At 70.1% G+C, this 22,211-nt stretch carries 12 protein-coding genes and 1 tRNA gene; all 13 read left to right on the top strand.

The window, feature by feature from the left end:
* Positions 1–266: 266 nt before the first annotated feature.
* The 13 genes from ACIPFH_RS20540 to ACIPFH_RS20480 all read left to right on the top strand — a co-directional run bounded on the left by ACIPFH_RS20540 (position 267) and on the right by ACIPFH_RS20480 (position 22,123).
* Positions 267–2,672: a sodium-translocating pyrophosphatase gene (locus ACIPFH_RS20540; RefSeq protein WP_401828224.1), complete on the top strand. Its 2,406-nt coding sequence runs from the start codon at positions 267–269 to the stop codon at positions 2,670–2,672.
* Positions 2,673–2,866: 194 nt separating this feature from the next.
* On the top strand, positions 2,867–3,466 hold the full coding sequence (locus tag ACIPFH_RS20535) for a small secreted protein (protein WP_401828222.1): 600 nt from the start codon (positions 2,867–2,869) through the stop codon (positions 3,464–3,466).
* 57 nt (positions 3,467–3,523) lie between these two features.
* Complete coding sequence (locus ACIPFH_RS20530; protein WP_401828220.1) at positions 3,524–5,065, top strand: methyltransferase; 1,542 nt, start codon at positions 3,524–3,526, stop codon at positions 5,063–5,065.
* 350 nt (positions 5,066–5,415) lie between these two features.
* A complete protein-coding gene (locus tag ACIPFH_RS20525) occupies positions 5,416–5,613 on the top strand; it encodes a hypothetical protein (protein ID WP_401828218.1) in 198 nt (65 codons plus the stop codon).
* Positions 5,614–5,939: 326 nt separating this feature from the next.
* Positions 5,940–8,765: a type I DNA topoisomerase gene (topA, locus tag ACIPFH_RS20520; protein WP_401828216.1), complete on the top strand. Its 2,826-nt coding sequence runs from the start codon at positions 5,940–5,942 to the stop codon at positions 8,763–8,765.
* Between the two features lie 133 nt (positions 8,766–8,898).
* Positions 8,899–12,132 carry a dTMP kinase gene (gene tmk / locus ACIPFH_RS20515; RefSeq protein ID WP_401828215.1) on the top strand — a complete coding sequence of 1,078 codons (3,234 nt, stop codon included), beginning with the start codon at positions 8,899–8,901 and terminating at the stop codon, positions 12,130–12,132.
* Positions 12,133–12,269: 137 nt separating this feature from the next.
* The gene (locus tag ACIPFH_RS20510; protein WP_401828213.1) at positions 12,270–13,475 is read left to right on the top strand and encodes a DNA polymerase III subunit delta'; all 1,206 of its coding nucleotides are present in this window, start codon (positions 12,270–12,272) and stop codon (positions 13,473–13,475) included.
* 165 nt (positions 13,476–13,640) lie between these two features.
* Positions 13,641–15,218 carry an alpha/beta hydrolase gene (locus ACIPFH_RS20505; protein WP_401828212.1) on the top strand — a complete coding sequence of 526 codons (1,578 nt, stop codon included), beginning with the start codon at positions 13,641–13,643 and terminating at the stop codon, positions 15,216–15,218.
* Positions 15,219–15,326: 108 nt separating this feature from the next.
* Positions 15,327–15,400: transfer RNA gene (locus ACIPFH_RS20500), tRNA-Thr, on the top strand.
* Between the two features lie 770 nt (positions 15,401–16,170).
* The gene (locus ACIPFH_RS20495; protein ID WP_401828211.1) at positions 16,171–17,289 is read left to right on the top strand and encodes an acyltransferase family protein; all 1,119 of its coding nucleotides are present in this window, start codon (positions 16,171–16,173) and stop codon (positions 17,287–17,289) included.
* 274 nt (positions 17,290–17,563) lie between these two features.
* On the top strand, positions 17,564–18,085 hold the full coding sequence (locus tag ACIPFH_RS20490) for a hypothetical protein (RefSeq protein WP_401828209.1): 522 nt from the start codon (positions 17,564–17,566) through the stop codon (positions 18,083–18,085).
* Between the two features lie 862 nt (positions 18,086–18,947).
* Positions 18,948–20,198: a glycosyltransferase family 2 protein gene (locus ACIPFH_RS20485; RefSeq protein WP_401828207.1), complete on the top strand. Its 1,251-nt coding sequence runs from the start codon at positions 18,948–18,950 to the stop codon at positions 20,196–20,198.
* Positions 20,195–22,123: a right-handed parallel beta-helix repeat-containing protein gene (locus ACIPFH_RS20480; protein WP_401828206.1), complete on the top strand. Its 1,929-nt coding sequence runs from the start codon at positions 20,195–20,197 to the stop codon at positions 22,121–22,123. Before ACIPFH_RS20485 ends, ACIPFH_RS20480 begins: the two co-directional genes overlap by 4 nt.
* Positions 22,124–22,211 lie beyond the last annotated feature (88 nt).

Genomic DNA, 22,211 nt, shown 5'->3' with positions numbered 1-22,211 from the left:
TGTGCGGACCTCGTTGACCGCGCTTACAGTGGTCTCGTGAAGTGAATCTTGGAATCTCGGTGAGGTGAATCCTGGCGAAGTGAATCTTGCCCGGGAATATCGTGAATCAATTCACGAACGCCAATGCCTTGAAGGCATTACCGTGCGAGATCGAGCTGGTTTTGCGTGCGACGGCGAATTCCGTTTACCGCCCACTGTTTTGATCAGGTTCCGGTACCTAGAATCCGTCCACATCTTGAGCTCAGCCCAAGCGTCAAGGAGGACGAATGGCGGGGCTTTCTACCCCTCATCGGTTGGACCACTCCTCAACCTTCGCAGCCGCAGTGCTGACCGACGGCAACCGCCTGCTCGTGGTGGTCATCGCGGTCGTCGCGCTGGCCGCACTCGTGGTCGCGGGCGTACTGGTACGCCAGGTGCTCGCGGCCGGCGAGGGCACCGACAGCATGAAGAAGATCGCGGCGGCGGTCCAGGAAGGTGCCAACGCGTATCTCGCCCGGCAGCTGCGCACGCTCGGCGTCTTCGCCGTCGTCGTGTTCTTCCTGCTCTTTCTGCTGCCCGCGGACGACTGGAATCAGCGCGCCGGACGATCGGTGTTCTTCTTGATCGGCGCGACGTTCTCCGCGGTCACCGGCTATATCGGCATGTGGCTCGCCGTGCGCAGCAATGTGCGCGTCGCCGCTGCCGCCCGGGAAGCGACGCCGGCAGCAGGCGAACCGGAAAGGGATCTCACCGCCGTCTCGCACAAAGCAATGAAGATCGCATTCCGTACGGGCGGCGTCGTCGGCATGTTCACGGTGGGGCTCGGTCTGCTCGGGGCCGCCTGCGTGGTGCTGGTGTACGCGGCCGACGCGCCGAAGGTGCTGGAGGGCTTCGGACTCGGCGCTGCCCTGATCGCCATGTTCATGAGGGTCGGCGGCGGCATCTTCACCAAGGCCGCCGACGTCGGCGCAGACCTGGTCGGCAAGGTCGAGCAGGGCATTCCGGAGGACGATCCGCGCAATGCCGCGACCATCGCCGACAACGTGGGCGACAACGTCGGCGACTGCGCGGGCATGGCGGCCGACCTCTTCGAGTCGTACGCCGTGACCCTGGTCGCCGCGCTGATCCTCGGCAAGGCGGCCTTCGGCGACGCCGGGCTCGCCTTCCCGCTCCTCGTTCCCGCGATCGGCGTGCTCACGGCCATGGTCGGGATCTTCGCGGTCGCCCCGCGTCGCGCCGACCGCAGTGGCATGTCCGCGATCAACCGGGGATTCTTCATCTCGGCCACGATCTCGCTCGTGCTGGTCGCCGTGGCCGTCTTCCTCTATCTCCCCGGCAAGTACGCCGACCTCGACGGCGTCACCGACGCGGCGATCCAGGGCAAGAGCGGCGACCCGCGTGTCCTCGCCCTCGTCGCGGTGGCGATCGGCATCCTTCTGGCCGCGGTCATCCAGCAGTTGACGGGCTACTTCACCGAGACCAGTCGCCGACCGGTGCGCGACATCGGCAAGTCGTCGCTGACGGGCCCCGCCACCGTGGTCCTCGCCGGAATCTCCGTCGGTCTCGAATCGGCCGTCTACACCGCCTTGTTGATCGGCCTTGGCGTGTACGGAGCGTTCCTGCTCGGCGGTACGTCGATCATGCTGGCGCTGTTCGCGGTGGCGCTGGCCGGCACCGGTCTGCTCACCACGGTCGGCGTGATCGTCGCCATGGACACCTTCGGGCCGGTTTCCGACAACGCGCAGGGCATCGCCGAGATGTCCGGTGACGTCCAGGGCGCGGGCGCGCAGGTGCTCACCAACCTCGACGCCGTCGGCAACACCACCAAGGCCATCACCAAGGGCATCGCCATCGCCACCGCCGTCCTGGCGGCGTCGGCGCTCTTCGGATCGTACCGGGACGCGATCACGACCGGGGCGCAGGACGTCGGGGAGAAGCTCTCCGGGGCGGGCGCGCCGATGAGCCTGATGATGGACATCTCGCAGCCCAACAACCTCGTCGGGCTCATCGCGGGCGCGGCGGTCGTCTTCCTCTTCTCGGGGCTGGCGATCAACGCGGTGTCGCGGTCGGCGGGTTCCGTGGTGTTCGAGGTGCGGCGGCAGTTCCGCGAGCACCCCGGGATCATGGACTACAGCGAGGAGCCGGAGTACGGCAAGGTCGTCGACATCTGCACCCGGGACGCCCTGCGCGAGCTGGCCACACCCGGACTGCTCGCGGTGCTGGCGCCCATCTTCGTCGGGTTCACCCTCGGAGTCGGGGCACTCGGCGCGTTCCTGGCGGGCGCGATCGGCTCCGGCACGCTGATGGCCGTCTTCCTCGCCAACTCCGGCGGCGCGTGGGACAACGCCAAGAAACTCGTCGAGGACGGTCACCACGGCGGCAAGGGCAGCGAGGCCCATGCCGCCACGGTGATCGGTGACACGGTCGGCGATCCGTTCAAGGACACCGCAGGTCCGGCGATCAACCCGTTGCTGAAGGTCATGAACCTCGTGGCGCTGCTCATCGCGCCCGCCGTGATCAAGTTCAGTTACGGCGAGGACAAGAGCATCGGCGTACGGGTCCTGATCGCGGTCCTGTCGCTCGGGGTGATCGTGGTCGCGGTGTACGTCTCCAAGCGGCGCGGGATCGCCGTGGGTGACGAAGACAACGCCGGCACTTCGTCCAAGTCCGCCGATCCGGCGGTGATTTCGTAGGGCTGTCCACCGGTGCCCAGCTCAAGGGGCGGGCGGTCGACGCGTGTTGTCGCGTCGCCCGCCCGCTGTGTCGCGTATGTGATTGTGCCGTGAGCCTTCTCTCTCCTGGTACGAATGGCTCCAATTAGCTGCATAGCAGACATTCGTTCTGGGGTTCTCGCCGGGTTGCCGTGTATGTTCCGGGGCCGAGAGCCATGGAAGGGACCGATCCGGTGAACAAGAAGCTCGCGGCCGTGGTGTCCGGCGGTGCGGTACTGGTACTGGCGCTGTCCGGATGCAGCAGTGACGACGGGAACAAGGAGCTCGACGCCTGGGCCAAGCAGGTCTGCGACGCGCTGCCCGCCCAGGACGCGAAGGTCGACGCGGCCAACAACGCGATCAAGCAGGCCGCCACGGACAACAACGCTCCGGCGAACGTCCAGAAGACCGACTCGCAGGCCTTCCAGGACATGTCCGACGCCTACGGCGCGCTCGCCCAGGCCGTCCAGAAGGCCGGGCCGCCGCCCGGTGTCGACGAGGGCGAGAAGAAGCAGAAGGACGCCGTCGCGGCGCTCACCGCCCTCTCGAAGTCCTACGGGAACCTGAAGAAGCAGGTCGACGGCCTGGACACGAAGGACCAGGCGAAGTTCGCCGACGGCCTCCAGGGCATCGCCACCGACCTCGGCAAGCTCAGCAAGAGCGGCAACACCGCGCTGAAGAACCTCGAGCAGGGCGACGTCAAGGACGCCATGGCCAACCAGGCCAGCTGCAAGAAGGTGGCCGCCTCCGCCTCCGTCCGCGCGACGACCGGCTGAGGCCGCGCGGCCCGGGACCGCCCGGGGGGAACGCGCCCCAAGGGGTGACGGGAGACAATGGGGGGCGTGAGTAACGCCACCCTCTCCCCCCTGCCCTCCGCCGACCGCCCCGACGTCGCCGCCCGGCTGCGCGAGGGGCTGCTCGCGGCCTCCTTCACCGCGGACGGTCTCCTCGAGCTTCTCGGTGCCCCCGCCTACGCGGCCCTCGCGCGCAGCGAGACCGTGCCCGCGCTGCGCGCGACCCGCGGGGACACGCCGCTGGAGACGCTCGTCCGCCTCTTCCTCCTTCAGCAGCCCGTGCCGCACACGCGCGTGGACGAGTTCCTGCCCGTCCACGCGTGCGTGGAGAGCGGCTGGCTGGTCCCCGCGGGGGTGGACGAGGTGGCCGCTACCGTGGATGTACGGCCGTACGGCGGGCCGGGCGGCGAGGACTGGTTCATCGTGTCCGACCTCGGGTGCGCGGTCGGCGGCGCCGGCGGCAGCGGGAACGAAGGCCGTCAGGCCGACACAGCCGTCGTCCTCGGCGTGGGGGGCGCGTCGACGACCCTGGCCGGCATCACCGTCCGTATGCCCGTCTCCGCCGCCCTCGACCTCGGCACCGGTTCCGGCCTCCAGGCGCTGCACGCCGCCCAGCACGCCACGCGCGTGACGGCGACCGACCTCAACCCGCGCGCGCTGCACTTCACCGCGCTCACGCTCGCGCTGTCCGGGGCTCCGGCGGCGGACCTGCGCGAAGGCTCGCTGTTCGAGCCGGTCCGGGACGACGAGACGTACGACCTGATCGTGTCGAACCCGCCGTTCGTGATCTCTCCCGGCACCCGGCTGACCTACCGGGACGGCGGGATGAGCGGGGACGATCTGTGCCGCTCGCTCGTTCAAGGAGCGGGGGAACGCCTGAACGAGGGCGGGTTCGCGCAGTTCCTCGCCAACTGGCAGCACGTGGAAGGGGAGAACTGGCAGGACAGGCTCAGGTCTTGGGTGCCGCGTGGGTGTGATGCGTGGATCGTGCAGCGCGAGGTGCAGGACGTCACGCAGTACGCCGAGCTCTGGCTGAGGGACGCCGGTGACCACCGGGGCGACCAGGCCGAGTACCGGACGCACTACGACGCGTGGCTGGACGAGTTCGAGGCACGCAAGGTGAAGGCCGTCGGTTTCGGCTGGATCACGCTGCGGAGGACGGCGGCCGCGGAGCCCCTGATCACGGTGGAGGAGTGGCCGCACCCGGTCGAACAGCCGCTGGGCGACGCGATCCTGGCGCACTTCGGACGGCTGGACTATCTGCGTGCCCACGACGACGCGGCCCTGCTCGCCGGGCGCTTCCGGCTGGTCACGGAGGTCGTCCAGGAGCAGGTCGGGCTGCCCGGCGCCGAGGACCCGGAGCACGTCGTCCTGCGCCAGCACCGCGGCATGCGCCGGGCCACCAAGGTGGACACGGTCGGCGCGGGCTTCGCGGGCGTGTGCGACGGCTCGCTGAGTGCCGGCCGCATTCTCGACGCCATCGCCCAGCTGGTCGGCGAGGACCCGGTGTCGCTGCGGGACCGCACTCCGGCCCAGATTCGCCTGCTGGTGGAGCAGGGTTTCCTCGAACCGGCCGAGTGACCTCCTCCTCTCACGTCTTCACCGCGGCTTCTCCTCTCCGCTTTCCGCGTCGGATCCGCCAGGACCGTGTGCGGTGTGAGCCGATCGACAGCGTCGGCGACGGGGAAGTCGGCCGGAATCTCTCGCAACGGTTTCGGTCGGTCCCGGCGCGCTCGGGGCCGCCCCGGGACGCGTCCCCGGGGGCCCGCTACGGTGGGCGGCCGCCGCGTCCCGCTCGGCGGCCGCGGCCGGTTCTGCGGCCCCCACCCGTAGCCCCGGCGTTCACCTCGGGTTCGCCGGGGCGCCGCCCGCGCGTGGCAGCCTCCGTAGCCGGGGCAGGCGTGAGCGGGAGCAGGGGGGGCGGACCGATCATGGAGAGTGGACCGGCGATCTTCACAGGGACGGTGTTCGCCCTGTTCGGGAGCGCACTGCTGGTGTGGACCGCGGTCCGGGTGCGACACCGTGAGCCCGTGGCCCAAGGTGTGAGCCCCGTCGCATCGGCGACTCTGACGACCCTGGCCTCGGTCGCCGCGCTGGCCGTCGGCGTGTGGAGCTTCATCCGCCTCTGAAGCCGCCTCCGGCGTTACCCCCGGACCACCCACGAAGCCGCCGTCGAGGCCCCCTTCGCGGATCCGACCGGACCCGCGTTCGAGCCGCGTGAACCTGGCCGTGCCGGTATAGGGGAAGGCGGGTTCCGGTCGTACGGAAAAGCGCCGGTCGGTACTCCGGGCGGCAGGAATGGCGGTAGTCGGGTTACCGTTCGAGTGGCCGTTGCGGGCTTTTCCCGTTTGACACGGGGGCGGGATGTACCGTCACACTCCGCAGCGTCCCCCTGACCCGACCCCGGGAGCAAGGCCTGGGGAGGCCCCAGCGTCGACCGGAGAGAAGAGCGAAGTTGTCCCCGACCAGCGAGACCGCGAAGGGCGGCCGCCGACTCGTGATCGTCGAGTCGCCTGCCAAGGCGAAGACGATCAAGGGTTACCTCGGCCCCGGCTACATCGTCGAGGCCAGCGTCGGGCACATCCGTGACCTTCCCAACGGCGCCGCCGAGGTGCCCGACCAGTACACGGGCGAGGTCCGCCGCCTCGGTGTGGACGTCGAACACGACTTCCAGCCGATCTATGTGGTCAACGCCGACAAGCGGGCACAGGTCAAGAAGCTCAAGGACCTGCTCAAGGAGTCCGACGAGCTCTTCCTCGCCACCGATGAGGACCGGGAGGGCGAGGCGATCGCCTGGCACCTCCAGGAGGTCCTCAAGCCCAAGATCCCCGTCAAGCGGATGGTCTTCCACGAGATCACCAAGGACGCGATCCGGGCCGCCGTCGCCAACCCGCGCCAGCTCAACCAGAAGCTCGTCGACGCCCAGGAGACCCGCCGCATCCTCGACCGTCTCTACGGCTACGAGGTCTCGCCGGTCCTGTGGAAGAAGGTCATGCCGCGCCTGTCGGCCGGCCGTGTCCAGTCCGTCGCCACGCGCCTCGTCGTGGAGCGGGAACGCGAGCGCATCGCGTTTCGTTCTGCCGAGTACTGGGACCTGACGGGCACCTTCGCGACCGGCCGCGCCGGTGATTCGTCGGACCCCTCGTCGCTGGTCGCACGCCTCCAGGCCGTCGACGGCAAGAGGGTCGCGCAGGGTCGTGACTTCGACTCCCTGGGACAACTCAAGAGCGCGAACATCCTCCACCTCGACGAGGCGAACGCCCGCGCCCTGGCCGCCGCCCTGGACGACACGCGGTTCGCCGTCCGGTCCGTCGAGTCGAAGCCCTACCGTCGCTCGCCGTACGCCCCGTTCCGTACGACGACGCTTCAGCAGGAGGCCAGCCGCAAGCTCGGCTTCGGCGCCAAGGCCACCATGCAGGTGGCGCAGAAGCTGTACGAGAACGGCTACATCACGTACATGCGTACGGACTCCACGACGCTGAGCGAAACGGCGATCACCGCCGCCCGCGCCCAGGTCACGCAGCTGTACGGCGCCGACTACCTGCCCGCCCAGCCACGCACCTACGTCGGCAAGGTCAAGAACGCGCAGGAGGCGCACGAGGCGATTCGTCCTTCGGGTGATCGTTTCCGCACACCTGCCGAGACGGGTCTGACCGGTGACCAGTTCAGGCTCTACGAGCTGATCTGGAAGCGGACGGTCGCCTCCCAGATGAAGGACGCGACCGGAAACAGCGTCACGGTGAAGATCGGCGGCACGGCGGTCGACGGCCGGGACGTCGAGTTCAGCGCCTCCGGCAAGACGATCACCTTCCACGGCTTCCTGAAGGCGTACGTCGAGGGCGCCGACGACCCGAACGCCGAGCTGGACGACCGCGAGCGCCGGCTGCCCCAGGTCGGCGAGGGCGACGCCCTCAGCGCGGAGGAGATCACGGTCGACGGGCACGCCACCAAGCCCCCGGCCCGCTACACCGAGGCCAGCCTGGTCAAGGAGCTCGAAGAGCGCGAGATCGGCCGCCCGTCGACCTACGCGTCGATCATCGGCACGATCCTCGACCGCGGCTACGTCTTCAAGAAGGGCACGGCACTCGTGCCGTCCTTCCTGTCCTTCGCCGTGGTCAATCTCCTGGAGAAGCACTTCGGCCGGCTGGTCGACTACGACTTCACCGCCAGGATGGAGGACGACCTCGACCGCATCGCCCGCGGTGAGGCGCAGGCCGTGCCGTGGCTCAGGCGGTTCTACTTCGGCGAGGGCACCGCCGCGGGTGTCGCCGCGGACGCCGGCAACGGCGACGGGGACCACCTCGGCGGTCTCAAGGAGCTGGTGACCGACCTGGGCGCGATCGACGCGCGCGAGGTGTCCTCGTTCCCGGTCGGCAACGACATCGTGCTGCGGGTCGGGCGCTACGGCCCCTACATCGAGCGTGGCGAGAAGGACTCCGAGGGCCACCAGCGCGCGGACGTGCCCGAGGACCTCGCCCCGGACGAGCTGAGCATCGAGCTCGCGGAAGAACTGCTCGCCAAGCCGAGCGGCGACTTCGAGCTCGGTGCCGACCCGGGTACGGGGCATCAGATCATCGCCCGGGACGGCCGCTACGGCCCGTATGTGACCGAGGTGCTCCCCGAGGGCACCCCGAAGACCGGCAAGAACGCCGTGAAGCCGCGTACGGCCTCGCTGTTCAAGTCGATGTCGCTGGACACGGTGACGCTGGCGGACGCCCTCAAGCTGATGTCCCTGCCGCGGGTCGTCGGCGCCGACGCCGAGGGCGTGGAGATCACCGCGCAGAACGGCCGCTACGGCCCGTACCTGAAGAAGGGCACGGACTCGCGGTCGCTCCAGACCGAGGACCAGCTCTTCACGATCACCCTCGAAGAGGCGCTGGAGATCTACTCCCAGCCCAAGCAGCGTGGCCGCGCCGCCGCCAAGCCGCCGCTGAAGGAGCTGGGCGAGGACCCGGTCAGCGGAAAGCCGGTCGTCGTCAAGGACGGTCGCTTCGGGCCGTACGTCACCGACGGGGAGACCAACGCGACGCTGCGCTCCGATGACAGCGTCGAGGAGATTACCCCGGAGCGTGGCTTCGAACTGCTCGCCGAGAAGCGCGCCAAGACGCCGGCCAAGAAGACGGCCAAGAAGGCGCCCGCGAAGAAGGCGACGGCGAAGAAGGCGGCTCCGGCGAAGAAGACGGCTGCCAAGAAGACCGCCGCGACCGCGAAGAAGACGACCACGGCGAAGAAGACGGTCGCGAAGCGGGCGTCCGCTTCCCCGTCCGCGTCGGAGGACTGATCACACGCGGTCGAGCCGACGTTCCCTACGGCGGGTTCGCGAAACCAACGCCCCGGCATCACTTTGGTGTCGGGGCGGTCGTCCGTGCGGACGGGGTCACCAGCGTGTCAGTCGCGGCCGATAGGCTGAAAGCATGACGCGAGCCGAGCAGCCAACGGCCCACCACCCGGCACCGGACGACGCCCTGGTGGCGGACTCCCGCGAGCGCGCCGTGCGCGCCCTGTTGCGCGAGCCGCAGCTCAAACGGCTGTGGAGCGCACAGTTGGTGAGCGGTGTGGGAGACACCCTCGCACTCCTGGTGTGCGTCCTCCTCGTCCTCCAAGCGGCCATCGTGGAGGGCTCGTTCGGAGGCGGCTACCGGGGCGTGGCGTTCGCAGTGGCGACCGTCTTCGCGGTGCGCATTCTGGCCACCCTGCTCTTCGGCGCGGTCCTCCTGGGCCCGCTGACCTCACTGACCTCGCCGGACGGCCCACTCGACCGCCGCTGGACCATGGCCGGCGCGGACGGTGTGCGCGCCGCGCTGCTGATCGTCGCGCCGCTGTGGATCGACTGGACGCCGGACGACGCGCCGGCCCTGCTGCTCGTCACGGTGTTCGTGACCGGAGTGGCGGAGCGGTTCTGGACGGTCGCCCGCGAGAGCGCCTCCCCGGCCCTGCTGCCCGCCCCGCCCCTGGAGGGCGCGACCGTACGGCCGTTGCCGGACCACATGGAAGCCCTGCGCCGCCTGTCTCTGCGCACCGGCTTCGCGACGATCCCGCTGGGCGCGGCCACACTGGTCGTCGCGGCATTGTTCAACAATCTCCTGGGTGCCGGGATCGACTGGTTCGGGCAGCACCAGGCGGCCCTCGCCTCCTATGTGGCCGGAGGGCTCTTCGCGGGATCCCTGTCCATCGTGACCTTCCTGGAGCTGCCCGGAGCGCGCACCCCGCGCGCGCGGTCGCCGCTCGAGGGCCTGCGTCGGCCCAGGACCGCCACGGGCGTCGACGCGGGACGCACCGGCGTGATCCCGCTGCTGGTCCTGGCCTGCGCCGCCGTCGCGGGGGCGGTCTCCGCCGCCGTCGCCGTGTCCGTGCTGCACGCCAAGGACCTGGGCGGCGGTCCGGTTCTGTACGGGCTGCTCGTGCTCGGGCTGACCGGCGGTGTCGTCGTCGGTATCCGTACGGCACCGAAGGTGCTGGTGTCGCTGTCGCGGCGCCGACTGCTCGCGCTGGCCATCGCCTTCACCGGCGTGGCGCTGCTGGCCGCGGGACTGGTCCCGGACGTCACCAGCGCGCTGCTGATCGTGGCACTGGCGGGCGTCGGCGCGGGCGTCGCCGCCAACACCGGACACGCCCTGCTCGACCAGGAGACCGAGGAGAACCGCCGGGCGCGGACCACGGAGCATCTGCACGCCGTCGTACGGGTCGTGGTGGCGCTGGGCGCGGTGATCGCCCCGCTGGTGGCGGCGCTCATCGGGCCGCACCGGCTGGAGAACGGCAAGTTCGTCTTCGCGCACGGCGGGGCCGCGTTCACGCTGATGCTGGTCGGTGCGCTGCTGCTGCCGGTGGCCGCACTGGTGCTCGCCAAGGTCGACGACCGCTCCGGCGTACCCCTGCGGCAGGACCTGCGGGACGCGCTGCTCGGTGGCGACGACCCGGTGCCGACGCAGGCAGGGAACGGCTTCTTCATCGCCCTGGAGGGCGGCGACGGCGCCGGCAAGTCCACGCAGGCCGAGGCGCTCGCCGAGTGGATCAGGGCCAAGGGCCACGAGGTCGTCCTCACGCGCGAGCCGGGGGCCACGCCCGTGGGCAAGCGGCTGCGGTCGATCCTGCTGGACGTCTCCAGCGCCGGGCTCTCGCACCGCGCGGAGGCGCTGCTGTACGCCGCGGACCGCGCGGAGCACGTCGACACGGTCGTCCGGCCCGCCCTGGAGCGCGGCGCGGTGGTGATCACCGACCGGTACATCGACTCGTCCGTGGCCTACCAGGGCGCGGGCCGTGACCTGTCGCCGACCGAGATCGCACGGATCTCGCGCTGGGCGACGAACGGACTGGTCCCGCATCTGACGGTCCTGCTGGACGTTTCTCCGGAGGCCGCCCGCGAGCGCTTCACCGAGGCGCCCGACCGGCTGGAGTCGGAGCCGGCCGAGTTCCACGCGCGTGTGCGCTCAGGTTTCCTCACGCTGGCCGCGGCCGACCCGGGCCGTTACCTGGTGGTCGACGCGGCCCAGGAGCCCGAGGCCGTCACGACCGTCGTCCGGCACCGGCTCGACCAGCTGCTGCCCCTGTCCGAGGCCGAGATCAAGGCCCAGGAGGAGGCGCGCAGGAAGGCCGAGGAGGAGGCCCGCCGCAAGGCCGAGGAGGAGGCCGCCCGCAAGGCCGAGGAGGAGCGCCTGGAGCGCGAGCGCCAGGAGCAGCTCGCCAAGCTGCGCGCCGAGGAGGAGGAGCGCAAGCGGCGCGAGCTGGAGGAGGCGCAGCGGCGCGAGGCCGAACGGCAGGCCGAGGAGGCGCGGCTGCGCGCCGAGGAAGCACGCAGGCGTGCCGAGGAGGAGCGGGTCCGCCTCCTGGCGGAGGAGAAGGCCCGCGCCGAGGAGGAGGCCCGCCGCAAGGCGGAGGAGGAGCGCCGCCGCAAGCAGGCCGAGGAGGAGGCGCGGCTGCGTGCCGAGGCCGACAGTCGGCGCCTGGAGAAGCAGCGGAAGGCCGAGGAGGCGCTGCTGCGGGCCGAGGAGGCCCGGCGCGCGGCGGAGCAGGCCGCCGCCGCGGCGCAGGTCGGACCGAAGCCGACGCGCCCCACGGCGGCTGCGGCCGCCCCGCCGGAAGCCGTGACCGTGCCGACTCCGGTGGTGACTCCGACGAACGCGTCGGGCGGACCGGTCGACGAGACGGCGGTGCTGCCGCCGATCCGGACGGACAAGGAGCCGGAGCAGCCCGCACGGCCGTCCGGGCGGGCGTCCGGGCGGGCGTCCGGGCCCGGGAAGCCCGCGAGCGCCGCGGGAGGAGCCGACGCCGAGGTGACGGCCGAGCTGCCGCAGCCCTCGATTCCGCCCGGGGCCGCGGACGAGACGGCGGTGCTGCCTCCGGTGCGCGGGGAGAGCTCCGAGGACGAGACGGCCGTGCTGCCTCCGGTGCGGGATCAGAGCCCCTCGGACCGGGTGCCCCCGGGGTACTTCCGCGACGAGCGGGACGGGTCCGGGCCGGACGGGGCCGACGACCGCACGCGCGAGCTGCCGCAGGTCGACGAGGAGGGCGCGCCCCGGCAGCGGCCCCGGCCGGACTGGGCCGAGGAGACCCCGCTGGACGATCTGCCGACGCTGGCGGACGAACTGCTGGGATCGCGCCGGGACGATGACGGGGACGACGAGGGCCGGGGGCGGGGCCGCCGCCGCTGAGCGTGCCGGCATCGGCCCCGCCGCAGGGCGCCCCGCCGCCCGGTAGTCGGCGGGGCCCTCACCGTGGCCCGATTGTCAGTGGTTCCCCGCACAATGGAACCCGCAACGCGAAACGTGACGAAAGGGCGGCGTGACGCATGACCGTGTGGGACGACCTCGTCGGGCAGGAGAAGGTGAGCGAGCAGCTGACCGCTGCCGCTCGGGACGCCGACGCGCTCGTCACCGCGGCCGGCTCCGCCGCACCGCCGCCCGAGGCGTCGAAGATGACGCACGCCTGGCTGTTCACCGGCCCGCCCGGCGCCGGCCGCAGCCAGGTGGCGCGCGCCTTCGCCGCCGCGCTCCAGTGCGTGAGCCCGGACCGGGCGCTCGGCGGCGTTCCGGGCTGCGGGTTCTGCGACGGCTGTCACACGGCGCTCATCGGCACCCACGCCGATGTCACCACGGTCGCCGCCGTCGGTTCGCAGATCCTCGCGGAGGACATGCGCGACACGGTCCGCAAGTCGTACACCTCGCCCGCCACGGGCCGTTGGCAGGTCATCCTCGTGGAGGACGCCGAGCGGCTGAACGAGAAGTCCGCCAACGCCGTCCTGAAGGCCGTCGAGGAGCCCGCCCCGCGGACGGTCTGGATGCTCTGCGCGCCCTCCCTGGAGGATGTGCTGCCCACCATCCGCTCCCGCTGCCGGCACCTGAATCTGCGTACGCCCTCCGTCGACGCCGTCGCCGACATGCTCGTCCGGCGCGAGGGCATCGAGCCGGCCGTCGCCGCGGCCGCGGCCCGGGCCACACAGGGGCACGTCGAGCGGGCCCGTCGACTGGCCACCGACCCCGCCGCCCGCGAACGCCGCGCGTCCGTACTGAAGCTGCCCCTGCGCGTCGACGACGTCGGTGGCTGTCTCCGCGCCGCCCAGGAACTGGTCGACGCGGCCACCGAGGACGCCAAGCAGCTCGCGGAGGAGATGGACGGCAAGGAGACCGACGAGCTGAAGGCGGCGCTGGGCGCGGTCCAGGGGGGCCGGATGCCGCGTGGCACGGCGGGCGTGATGAAGGATCTGGAGGACAAGCAGAAGCGCCGCAGGACGCGTACGCAGCGTGACAGCCTCGACCTCGCGCTCACCGATCTGACCGCCTTCTACCGCGACGTCCTCGCCCTCCAGCTCGGCTCCCGCGTCGCGATCGCCAACGCGGACGCCGAGGACTCCCTGGAGCGGCTCGCCCGCAGCAGCAGCCCCGAGTCCACGCTTCGCCGTATCGATGCCATCGCTGGGTGCAGACAGGCCATCGACCGCAACGTGGCTCCACTGCTGGCGGTGGAGGCGATGACGATGGCGCTGAGAGCGGGCTGACACGCCACCGCCACCCGGCCTCGACGAGTCGGCCGGCACGTCATCCGCGTCCGGGGACGACGCGCGGGCTGTGCAGATGTCGATCTCGGGTTGACCGCGTCACTCGTCCGTGTCCCTTCGCGTACGTACGGCGTTCACTTCGTTGCGCAGAGTTACGCTCGCTGGATGTACATCAGGCGCTCTCTCCGCGGGTCCCGTACCGGCGTCACCCTCCTCTCGCTCGCCGCGCTGCTCGTCTCCGGCTGTTCCGCCGCAGGGCCGACGAGCTCCGCCGGTTCCACGGCGGTGACGGCACTCGTCGCGCTGCCGCGGGCCACGCCGTCGGCGCTCGCGCCGTACTACGGGCAGAAGCTGAGCTGGCGCGGCTGCGGTATGCCCGGCTTCGAGTGCGCCACCCTGAAGGCGCCGCTCGACTACGCGGAGCCGGGCGCGGGCGACGTCCGGCTCGCGATCGCCCGCAAGAAGGCGACGGGTCCGGGCAAGCGGCTCGGCTCGCTTCTGGTCAACCCGGGCGGACCGGGCGGCTCGGCGGTCGGCTACGTCCAGCAGTACGCCGGTATCGGCTACCCCGCCGAGGTGCGCGCCCGCTACGACATGGTCGCCGTCGACCCGCGAGGCGTGGCCCGCAGCGAACCGGTGGAGTGCCTCGACGGGCGCGAGATGGACACGTACACCCAGACCGACACCACCCCCGACGACCAGCGGGAGGCCACGCAACTCGTCGACGCCTACAAGGAGTTCGCGGAGGGCTGCGGCGCGCACTCGCCGAAGCTGCTGCGGCACGTCTCCACCGTGGAGGCGGCTCGTGACATGGACATCCTGCGCGCGGTCCTGGGTGATCGGAAACTGACGTACGTGGGGGCGTCGTACGGGACGTTCCTCGGGGCGACGTACGCGGGGCTCTTCCCCGGCCGGGTGGGCCGGCTGGTGCTGGACGGCGCGATGGACCCGGCGCTGCCCGCCCGTCGGCTGAACCTGGACCAGACGGCCGGATTCGAGACGGCGTTCCAGTCGTTCGCGAAGGACTGCGTCCGGCGGTCCGACTGCCCGCTCGGCGGGAAGGGCACGGCTCCCGCCAAGCTCGGCGAGAACCTCAAGGCCTTCTTCCGCAGGCTCGACGCGCGCCCGATCCCCACCGGCGACCCGGACGGCCGGAAACTCGGCGAGGCCCTCGCCGCGACCGGCGTGATCGCGGCGATGTACGACGAGAGCACATGGGAGCAGTTGCGCGAGGCGCTGACCTCGGCGACTAAGGACAAGGACGGCGCGGGCCTGCTCGCCCTCTCCGACGGTTACTACGAGCGGGACGCCGACGGCCGCTATGCCAACCTGATGGCCGCCAACGCGGCGGTGAACTGCCTCGACCTCCCCGCGGCCTTCTCCACCCCCGACCAGGTGAAGAAAGAGATCCCGTCCTTCGAGAAGGCGTCCCCGGTCTTCGGCGAAGGCCTCGCCTGGGCTTCCTTGAACTGCGCGTACTGGCCGGTGAGGCCCACGGGTGAGCCGCACCGCATCGAGGCGAAGGGCGCCGCCCCGATCGTCGTCGTCGGCACCACCCGCGATCCGGCGACGCCCTACCGCTGGGCCCGGTCCCTCGCCCAGCAGCTCACCTCGGCGCGCCTGCTCACCTACGAGGGCGACGGCCACACCGCCTACGGCCGCGGCAGCGCCTGTATCGACTCCGCGATCGACACCTACCTGCTCCACGGGACCCCTCCGGCGGAGGGCAAGCGCTGCGAGTAGCCGCCGGTGCGGGCCCCGGAATCACCGCGTCCGGGGCCTGTTCGGAGCACCCCTGGAAACTGTGTAGACTTACCGACGTTGCTGATCGCACCATGGTGTGGACAGCGCGCCGCCTTAGCTCAGATGGCCAGAGCAACGCACTCGTAATGCGTAGGTCTCGGGTTCGAATCCCGAAGGCGGCTCTGGAAAACCCTGGGACTCACTCGCCGTGACCTGGGGTTTTTCTTTTCCCTTGATCGGCATGTGGTCTAAACCACTGCCATGAGGCGCGTACGAGGGTCGGATGGGGCCCGATCCGGGGCCGGCGCGAGTCGGGTTCATCCGTCTTGGTCCCTCCTTGAGTTGGTGAGGGCACCACGCCGGGACTGGTTCCCCGCCCCGGCGCCCGGGCTCTGATCCTTATGGGTTGATCGGCGGTCGCGGGACCGTCCGGCCCTTGCCATCCTCAATCCGGGTCCAGGCAGGGCTTGGTTGCGGGGGACGCGAGCCCGATGGTCGGAACCTGTGGGCCCTGCTGGCGCGGGCGGCGCTCCTGTTCACGACAGCCCCGAGCGCGTGTGCGCCGCATGTCGTGCGGTGGCGTGCATGCCGTCGAGCGGGATCCGGGCCGGCGGGAACATCCCTCGCGAGCGCAGGTTCGCCCCGGCGGGATGAGGTTCTGACCTGTCAGTTGAACTGCTCGGTCGGACGCCGCGTAATCAGTCACTGTGGGGTGGCACCGCGGCGCCCGGCGTACTACCAGGGAACGGGTCGACGGGCGCGCGCCTGTCGTAGGTTGCATCGTGTGGCGACAGCGACCGTCGAGGGGTCGGCGGCGTGCTGTGAACGCGGTGCTCGGAAAAAGGGCTGAACGATTTCAGTGGATGCGAGCCGTCCGGTCAGTAGCGCTCCCGACTTGGCCGCCCCGGCGGGGCAGGGAGAGAGGGCGAGCGGGGCAGACGTCCGTCGGCAGGTGCTGGGTCTGGATGGTCTGCGCGGCCTGGCGGCACTGTATGTGGTCCTGTTCCACTGCTGGTTGTACACGTTCCCGGGGTATCCCAACAGTTCGGCGCCTCCATGGCTGGACGGGCTGATGTTCGGGCGTCTTGCCGTCGTCTTCTTTCTGGTGCTGTCCGGCTTCTCTTTGGCGATCTCCCCGGCGCGTCACGGGTGGCGGTCGGGGGGCGTCGCCCAGTTCCTGCGCCGACGTGCCTGGCGCATCCTGCCTCCGTACTGGGCAGCACTGATCATGAGCCTGATCATTTCCTGGTTCGTGGTGCCCGCTTCGCATTTCGGACCGCCTACGGGCTCGTCGATTCTCGTGTACGGCCTTCTCGGTCAGGACGTGTTCACCGCACCGACACCGAACGGCGCGTTCTGGTCGATCGGGGTCGAGGCCGAGCTCTATCTCTTGTTTCCCCTTCTCCTGTTCGTCCGGCGGCGGTGGAGCGCGGCGGTCCTGGTCGCGTGCGTGACTCTTCCGGTGATCGCTCGTGGCCTGATGGCGGTCGACGCGTCTCCCGTGGAAGGAGCCAACTGGCTCGCTCCGCATCTCGCTCCGGTGTTCGCCGCGGGCGTGGTGGGCGCGGGAATCGTGGTTGCGCCGGACAGGGTCCGGCGCCTGCCCTGGGGATGGTTCGCCGTCCTTGCCGCCATGCCGGTCCTGGTTCTCGGCGTCGCGTGGGGGTCTGTGTGGACGGTGAACCACTACTTCTGGGTGGATCTCGCCATCGCTCCCGCCATGACGATGCTCATTGCCGCGGTTGCCACCGGCAGACCCGCCCTCCTCGTACGGCTCCTGACCGCACGGCCCATTCAGAGTCTCGGTAACTTCTCCTACAGCCTCTACCTGATCCATCTGCCGATCGTCATGGCCGTGATCCGCCGAGTGGCCCCGCATTTCGTATCGCCCGGCCTGCCCACATTCGGGTTCACGCTGATCGTGGCCCTGCCGGTTTCGGTGCTTGGGGCATGGCTGTTTTCCCGGATCTTCGAGATCCCTTTCAAGGGGAACAGGTCCTGGAAGTCCATGATCGTGCTGGGCCGTTCCCACTGGACCGGTAGGAGTGCGAGAGACCTTCAACGGCTCTGATGCTCCAGTCCACCGCTGCCGCGCCGGAGAAACACCTCTGTCGAAGACACCTGACCTCGATGCCGAAGGTCGCGGGCAGGACCGCGGGACTGCTGTTGGTCGCCGTCGGCGAAGGCGACCAACTTCCCCGACGGACGCTCCCCGCCGAAATCGCCCGCACCTACGACCGCGTCGGCCGTGAGCGCACGGGGAGCGCGGACACCTTTCGGTCCTGCCGTGTAGGGTCTCGCCGACGTGATCGAATGTCTGAGCGGGTGGGGGGATGGGGGCAGCCGTGAGCGAGTCTGCGCCGGTCGGAGGCGACTTCAAGGAACTGGGGCCCGGCCGTGGTGGCGAGCTGGCTGCCCGCTGGTGGCAGTGGGCGCTGTCCGCGCCCGACGACCGTAGTCCTGTCAGGGATCAGACAGGGGAGTTCGCGGGCTGGCGACAGCCCGACGATGTCTGGTTCCTGGCCGGTACCTACGGCGGTCGCGTGGTGCGGCGCTGTTCGATGCCTTCGGGACGGCCGGTCTTCTTTCCGGTGTTCAACACGCAGAGGCCGCAGACGCTGACCTCTCGCGAGCCGATGGTGATGGAGGTCGCCGAGGCCAAGGCGTTCCTGAACGGAACTCCCCTGCCGATGCGGGAGTTCACGTCGAAGCCCTTCCGTGCGGCGTTGCGGCGGCGCATCGCCTGGGGGCTCTGGTGTGCGTTCGATCCGTTGCCCGTCGGCCACTACGTGCTCGAGATCAAGGCGCGCACCACCGGAGGTTTCTGGGTGGACACGACGTACCACCTCGCTGTTGTCGACAGCTGAGGGCGGAGACGGCGTCTGAACGGGTTCGGGAGACGGCGTCTGAACGGGTTCGGGACATGGCGTCTGAACGGGTTCGGGACATGGCGTCTGAGCCCTCTCCGTCGCGATCGGTCAAGCTTCGACTGCCGCTGTGCGCGCTGCCCCATCGACACATCGAAGCGCCGGCCCAGGCATGGGGCCGGAAGCCGACGCGCCGCGCTCAGGCGCCGTGACGAGCTGGTTCCCCGGAGACCGGCTCCCTGGGAACAGTGGTCGGAACTGAACAAGTTCGGTCCTGCTCGCGGGCCGTTGGACACGTGATGGCATACGCGAAGCCCCGACGGAAGCGGCGGGGCTTCCGCGTGGGGTGGTGGCACTTGCCGACGGCAAGGCGGTGACCGGCGGTTCAGGCCTTGTCGAGGGCTATGCGCGAGATGGCGGTTTGGTGAGCTGTGCGTTTCATGTGTTCGCCAACCCGAATTCGGACTATGTGATGTGCGTCACATGAACTTTGCATTCGCGAAGATCGCGAGTGCCTCGGGAGTGGGGGTGGTGGAAGGGGCCGGCCTCTACCCGGGCTGGGGGTAAACGCCCTGCTGATAAACACATATGATGGCTCATCAGATCAATGGGCGATGATGTGTCGGGTGCGGCGCGGCGGGTGGTCGTTCGCTGACGGGGCGCTCCTCTTGTGAACGTTTTGTGGATGCGACAGGTGAACTTCGTGTTGCCCGTGTGCCGGGAGCGATCGTTTCGGCCCTAGATTTCCCCGTGTAGACCGCGAACGTCGCACATTTCGCCCACCTGTTTGGGCGCCGCTCTGGCTGGGGGGTCTGAGTTCGTGTCGAGCTTCTTCGACGATTTCTGGTCATGGATAGTCACGGTGACCGCCGAGACGTCATGGCGCGAGGTGATGCCGTTGGGCATCGCCGGCGTCTTCGTCTGGGGGCTGTGGCTCTATCGGGCGGTGCTCTCCCGGTTCGCCAAGCCCGTGGTGAACAACTACCGGACCACGGTGTCCGTGGTCGTCCCGGCGTACCGCGAGGACGCGGACATCCTGGTGGACTGCCTGGACACCTGGCTCGCCCAGGATCCCACCGAGATCATCATCGTCCCCGACGTGGACGACACCGAGGTCCTGAGCAGGCTGGCGCAGGTGCAGGATCCCCGGGTCCGGGTGCTGGCCTTCGAGCACGCCGGCAAGCGGTCGGCGCTGGGCGTGGGCATCCGCGCCGCGACGAGCGAGCTCGTGGTGCTGGTGGACTCGGACACCCGCTGGGAGCCGGGGCTGCTGGCCGCCGTACAGATGCCGTTCGTCGACCCCGCGGTCGGCGGAGTCGGCACCCAGCAGAACGTCTACCAGCGCACGACCAGCGTCTGGCGGCGGGTCGCCGACTGGCTGGTCAACCTCCGCTACTACGACTACGTCCCGGCCATGGGCCGCGCGGGCGCCGTGGCCTGTCTGTCCGGTCGCACGGCGGCCTATCGGCGGGCCGCGATCGAGCCCGTCCTGGGGAACCTGGAGAACGAGTTCTTCCTGGGCCGGCGCTGCGTCGCCGGTGACGACGGACGGCTGACCTGGCTGGTGCTGGCGTCCGGTTACAAGACCGTGCACCAGTCCTCCGCGCGGGCGATGTCGATGTTCCCCTCCTCGTTCCGCGCCTTCGTGAAGCAGCGGGTGCGCTGGAGCCGGAACTCCTACCGCTGCTACCTGACCGCCGTGTACAAGGGCTGGCTGTGGCGGGTCCCCCTGGTCACCAAGATCACCGTGCTGCAGATCCTGCTGACGCCGGTGACGATGGGCATGGCCCTCGGGTATCTGCTCTTCAGCCGCCTGGAGATGACCGGCCGGGGCATCGTCCTCGTGCTGATCTGGCTGCTCGTGGGGCGCGGTATCCGTGGCTACTCCCACCTGCGCAGACACCCGCAGGAGGTCCTGCTGCTGCCGGTGCTGGCACTCGTCGTCATCATGATCTCGTTGCCGATCAAGCTGTTCGCCTTCGTCACCATGAACAAGCAGGGCTGGCTCACCCGCACCAGCGACAGCGTCGGTGGCGAGGGACAGAACTCGGCGTCCCTCGGCGGCGCGACACGGACCGCCACGGCCTCGTGGCCGGAGGTGCAGCAGTCATGACACGTCATCAGCTCCTGGCCGGCTTGCGCGGAGGGGTCGTGCTGGCCCTCGCCGCCGGTGCGCTCCTCGCTTCCGCCTCCGGCGCCCCGGCCGCCGACGGGGACGACAAGCCGCAGGTCAACGCCACGGACGCGGAGAACGAGACCGCGCTCGTGGCCGCGGAGGACCACCGCCTGGACCAGGTCCGTGCGGTCGCCGCCGTCGCTCCCCTCAAGGGCGGGCAGTGGAAGGCGCCGTACCGGCTGGACACCGGCAGCGGCTACACCCTGGTCCTGACCCAGCGCAGCAACGCCTACACCGTCTCGGACCTGCTCGAGCTGGCCCCACAGACGTTCGTCCGCGAGCCGGACGGTTCCTATCTGCTGACCGAGAACCTCTATCTCAACGCAGGGGCCAAGCTGAAGCTGTCCAACCCCGGCGGGCTGACGCTGCGGATGGCCAGCAGCAACAAGGGCTTCGTCAGCATCGTGTCCTTCGGCGGCCGGCTCACCCTGGAGGGCACCCCGCAGGCACCCATGCGGATCACCGCCTGGGACGTCAAGAAGAAGAAGCCGGACACGGACGTACGGGACGGCCGGGCCTACATCCGTGCCATCGGCGGCCAGTTCTCCATGACATACGCCAAGGTCAGCGACCTCGGCTTCTGGAGCGGTCGCACCGGCGGTCTGAGCCTCACCGGAACCGACCGCCCCGACACCGGCAACATCAAGGACTCGAAGGCGTCCTCGGACTCGGACGCGAGCAGCGGTGACGTGGTGGCCCAGCCCTCCGGATCGCTGGCCACGCCCGACACCCGGTTCTCGGTGCCCAGCCTCTCGTACGTCTCGGCGGAGATCGGGCACTCCACCCTCACGGGCAACGCGTACGGCATGTTCATCTCCGGTGCCAACGGGGTGAGCATCAGTGACAGCACGGTGCAGAAGAGCCTGGAACACGGCGTTGTCCTGCACCGGTTCGTCACCAACGCGGTGGTCGAGCGGTCCGTCTCCAAGGACAACGGCGGTGACGGGTTCGTCCTGGCCCGAGCCACCGAGCAGGTCCGGATCAGTGGCTCCACGGCCTCGGGCAACGGCGGCAACGGCTTCACGCTCAGCGGCCGGCCGCTCGCCAGCGGCCCCTCGGCCTCGGGCGAGTCCATCAGCAGCTACGGCTCCAACTCCGTGTCCGACAGCACCGCCAAGGACAACGGCCACTACGGCATCGAGATCTTCGGCGGCACGGACGTGGGCGTGCAGAACAACCGTGTCGAGGGCGGCGACATGGGCATCGTGGCCCGCAAGGACGCCACCAAGGTGGCCATCACCGGAAACCACCTCAGCGGCCAGTCGAGGCAGGGCATCTCGGTGCGCGACGGCGTGACCGCCGCGACGATCACCGGCAACATCGTCGAAAGCACCGACACCGGCATCTACGTACGGGACTCGGTCGGCGAGATACGCGGCAACACCATCCAGGACGGCACCAACCACGGGATCAGCCTCGTCGGATCGGTCGACGAGTCCCTCATCTCGTACAACGTCATCTCGGGGGTCGGTCCGAGCGCCGTGGACACCACCCGCGCCCACGGCGGCATCACCGTCAAGCAGAACCAGACGTTCGCCTGGCACGACACCAGTTCCTTCTGGATCAAGTTCCGGCACTACGCCAGTCCCATGACGCTGCTCTGGGCGGGCATGCTGCTGCTCATCCTGGTCTCGGCGGTGCTGGGCCGACGCCAGAGCCGACGTGGGCGCCGTCGCGGCGGCCACGGAATCCTGGGCGTCCACCCGTACGAGGACAAGAGGCCGCTGGCCGGCGCCGTCAAGGAGGTCCCCCTCCGTCAGACGTCCCAGCTCGACTGGTTCTCCAGGGACGACGCGGAGGCCACCACCACCCTGCGTGCCCTGACTCCCCAGTCCACCCAGGCCGGCCGCCCGCCCCTCTGACCGCCGGCCTGGGACCCCTCCGCCCCCCTACGCCTCTGGCCCCAGACCCCTCTGTCCCCTGGACCGCCAGACCCCTCTGGCCCCTAGA

The sequence above is a fragment of the Streptomyces sp. NPDC088157 genome (assembly GCF_044741545.1).
Taxonomy (GTDB): domain Bacteria; phylum Actinomycetota; class Actinomycetes; order Streptomycetales; family Streptomycetaceae; genus Streptomyces.
This window is presented reverse-complemented; position numbering and strand designations above follow the sequence as displayed.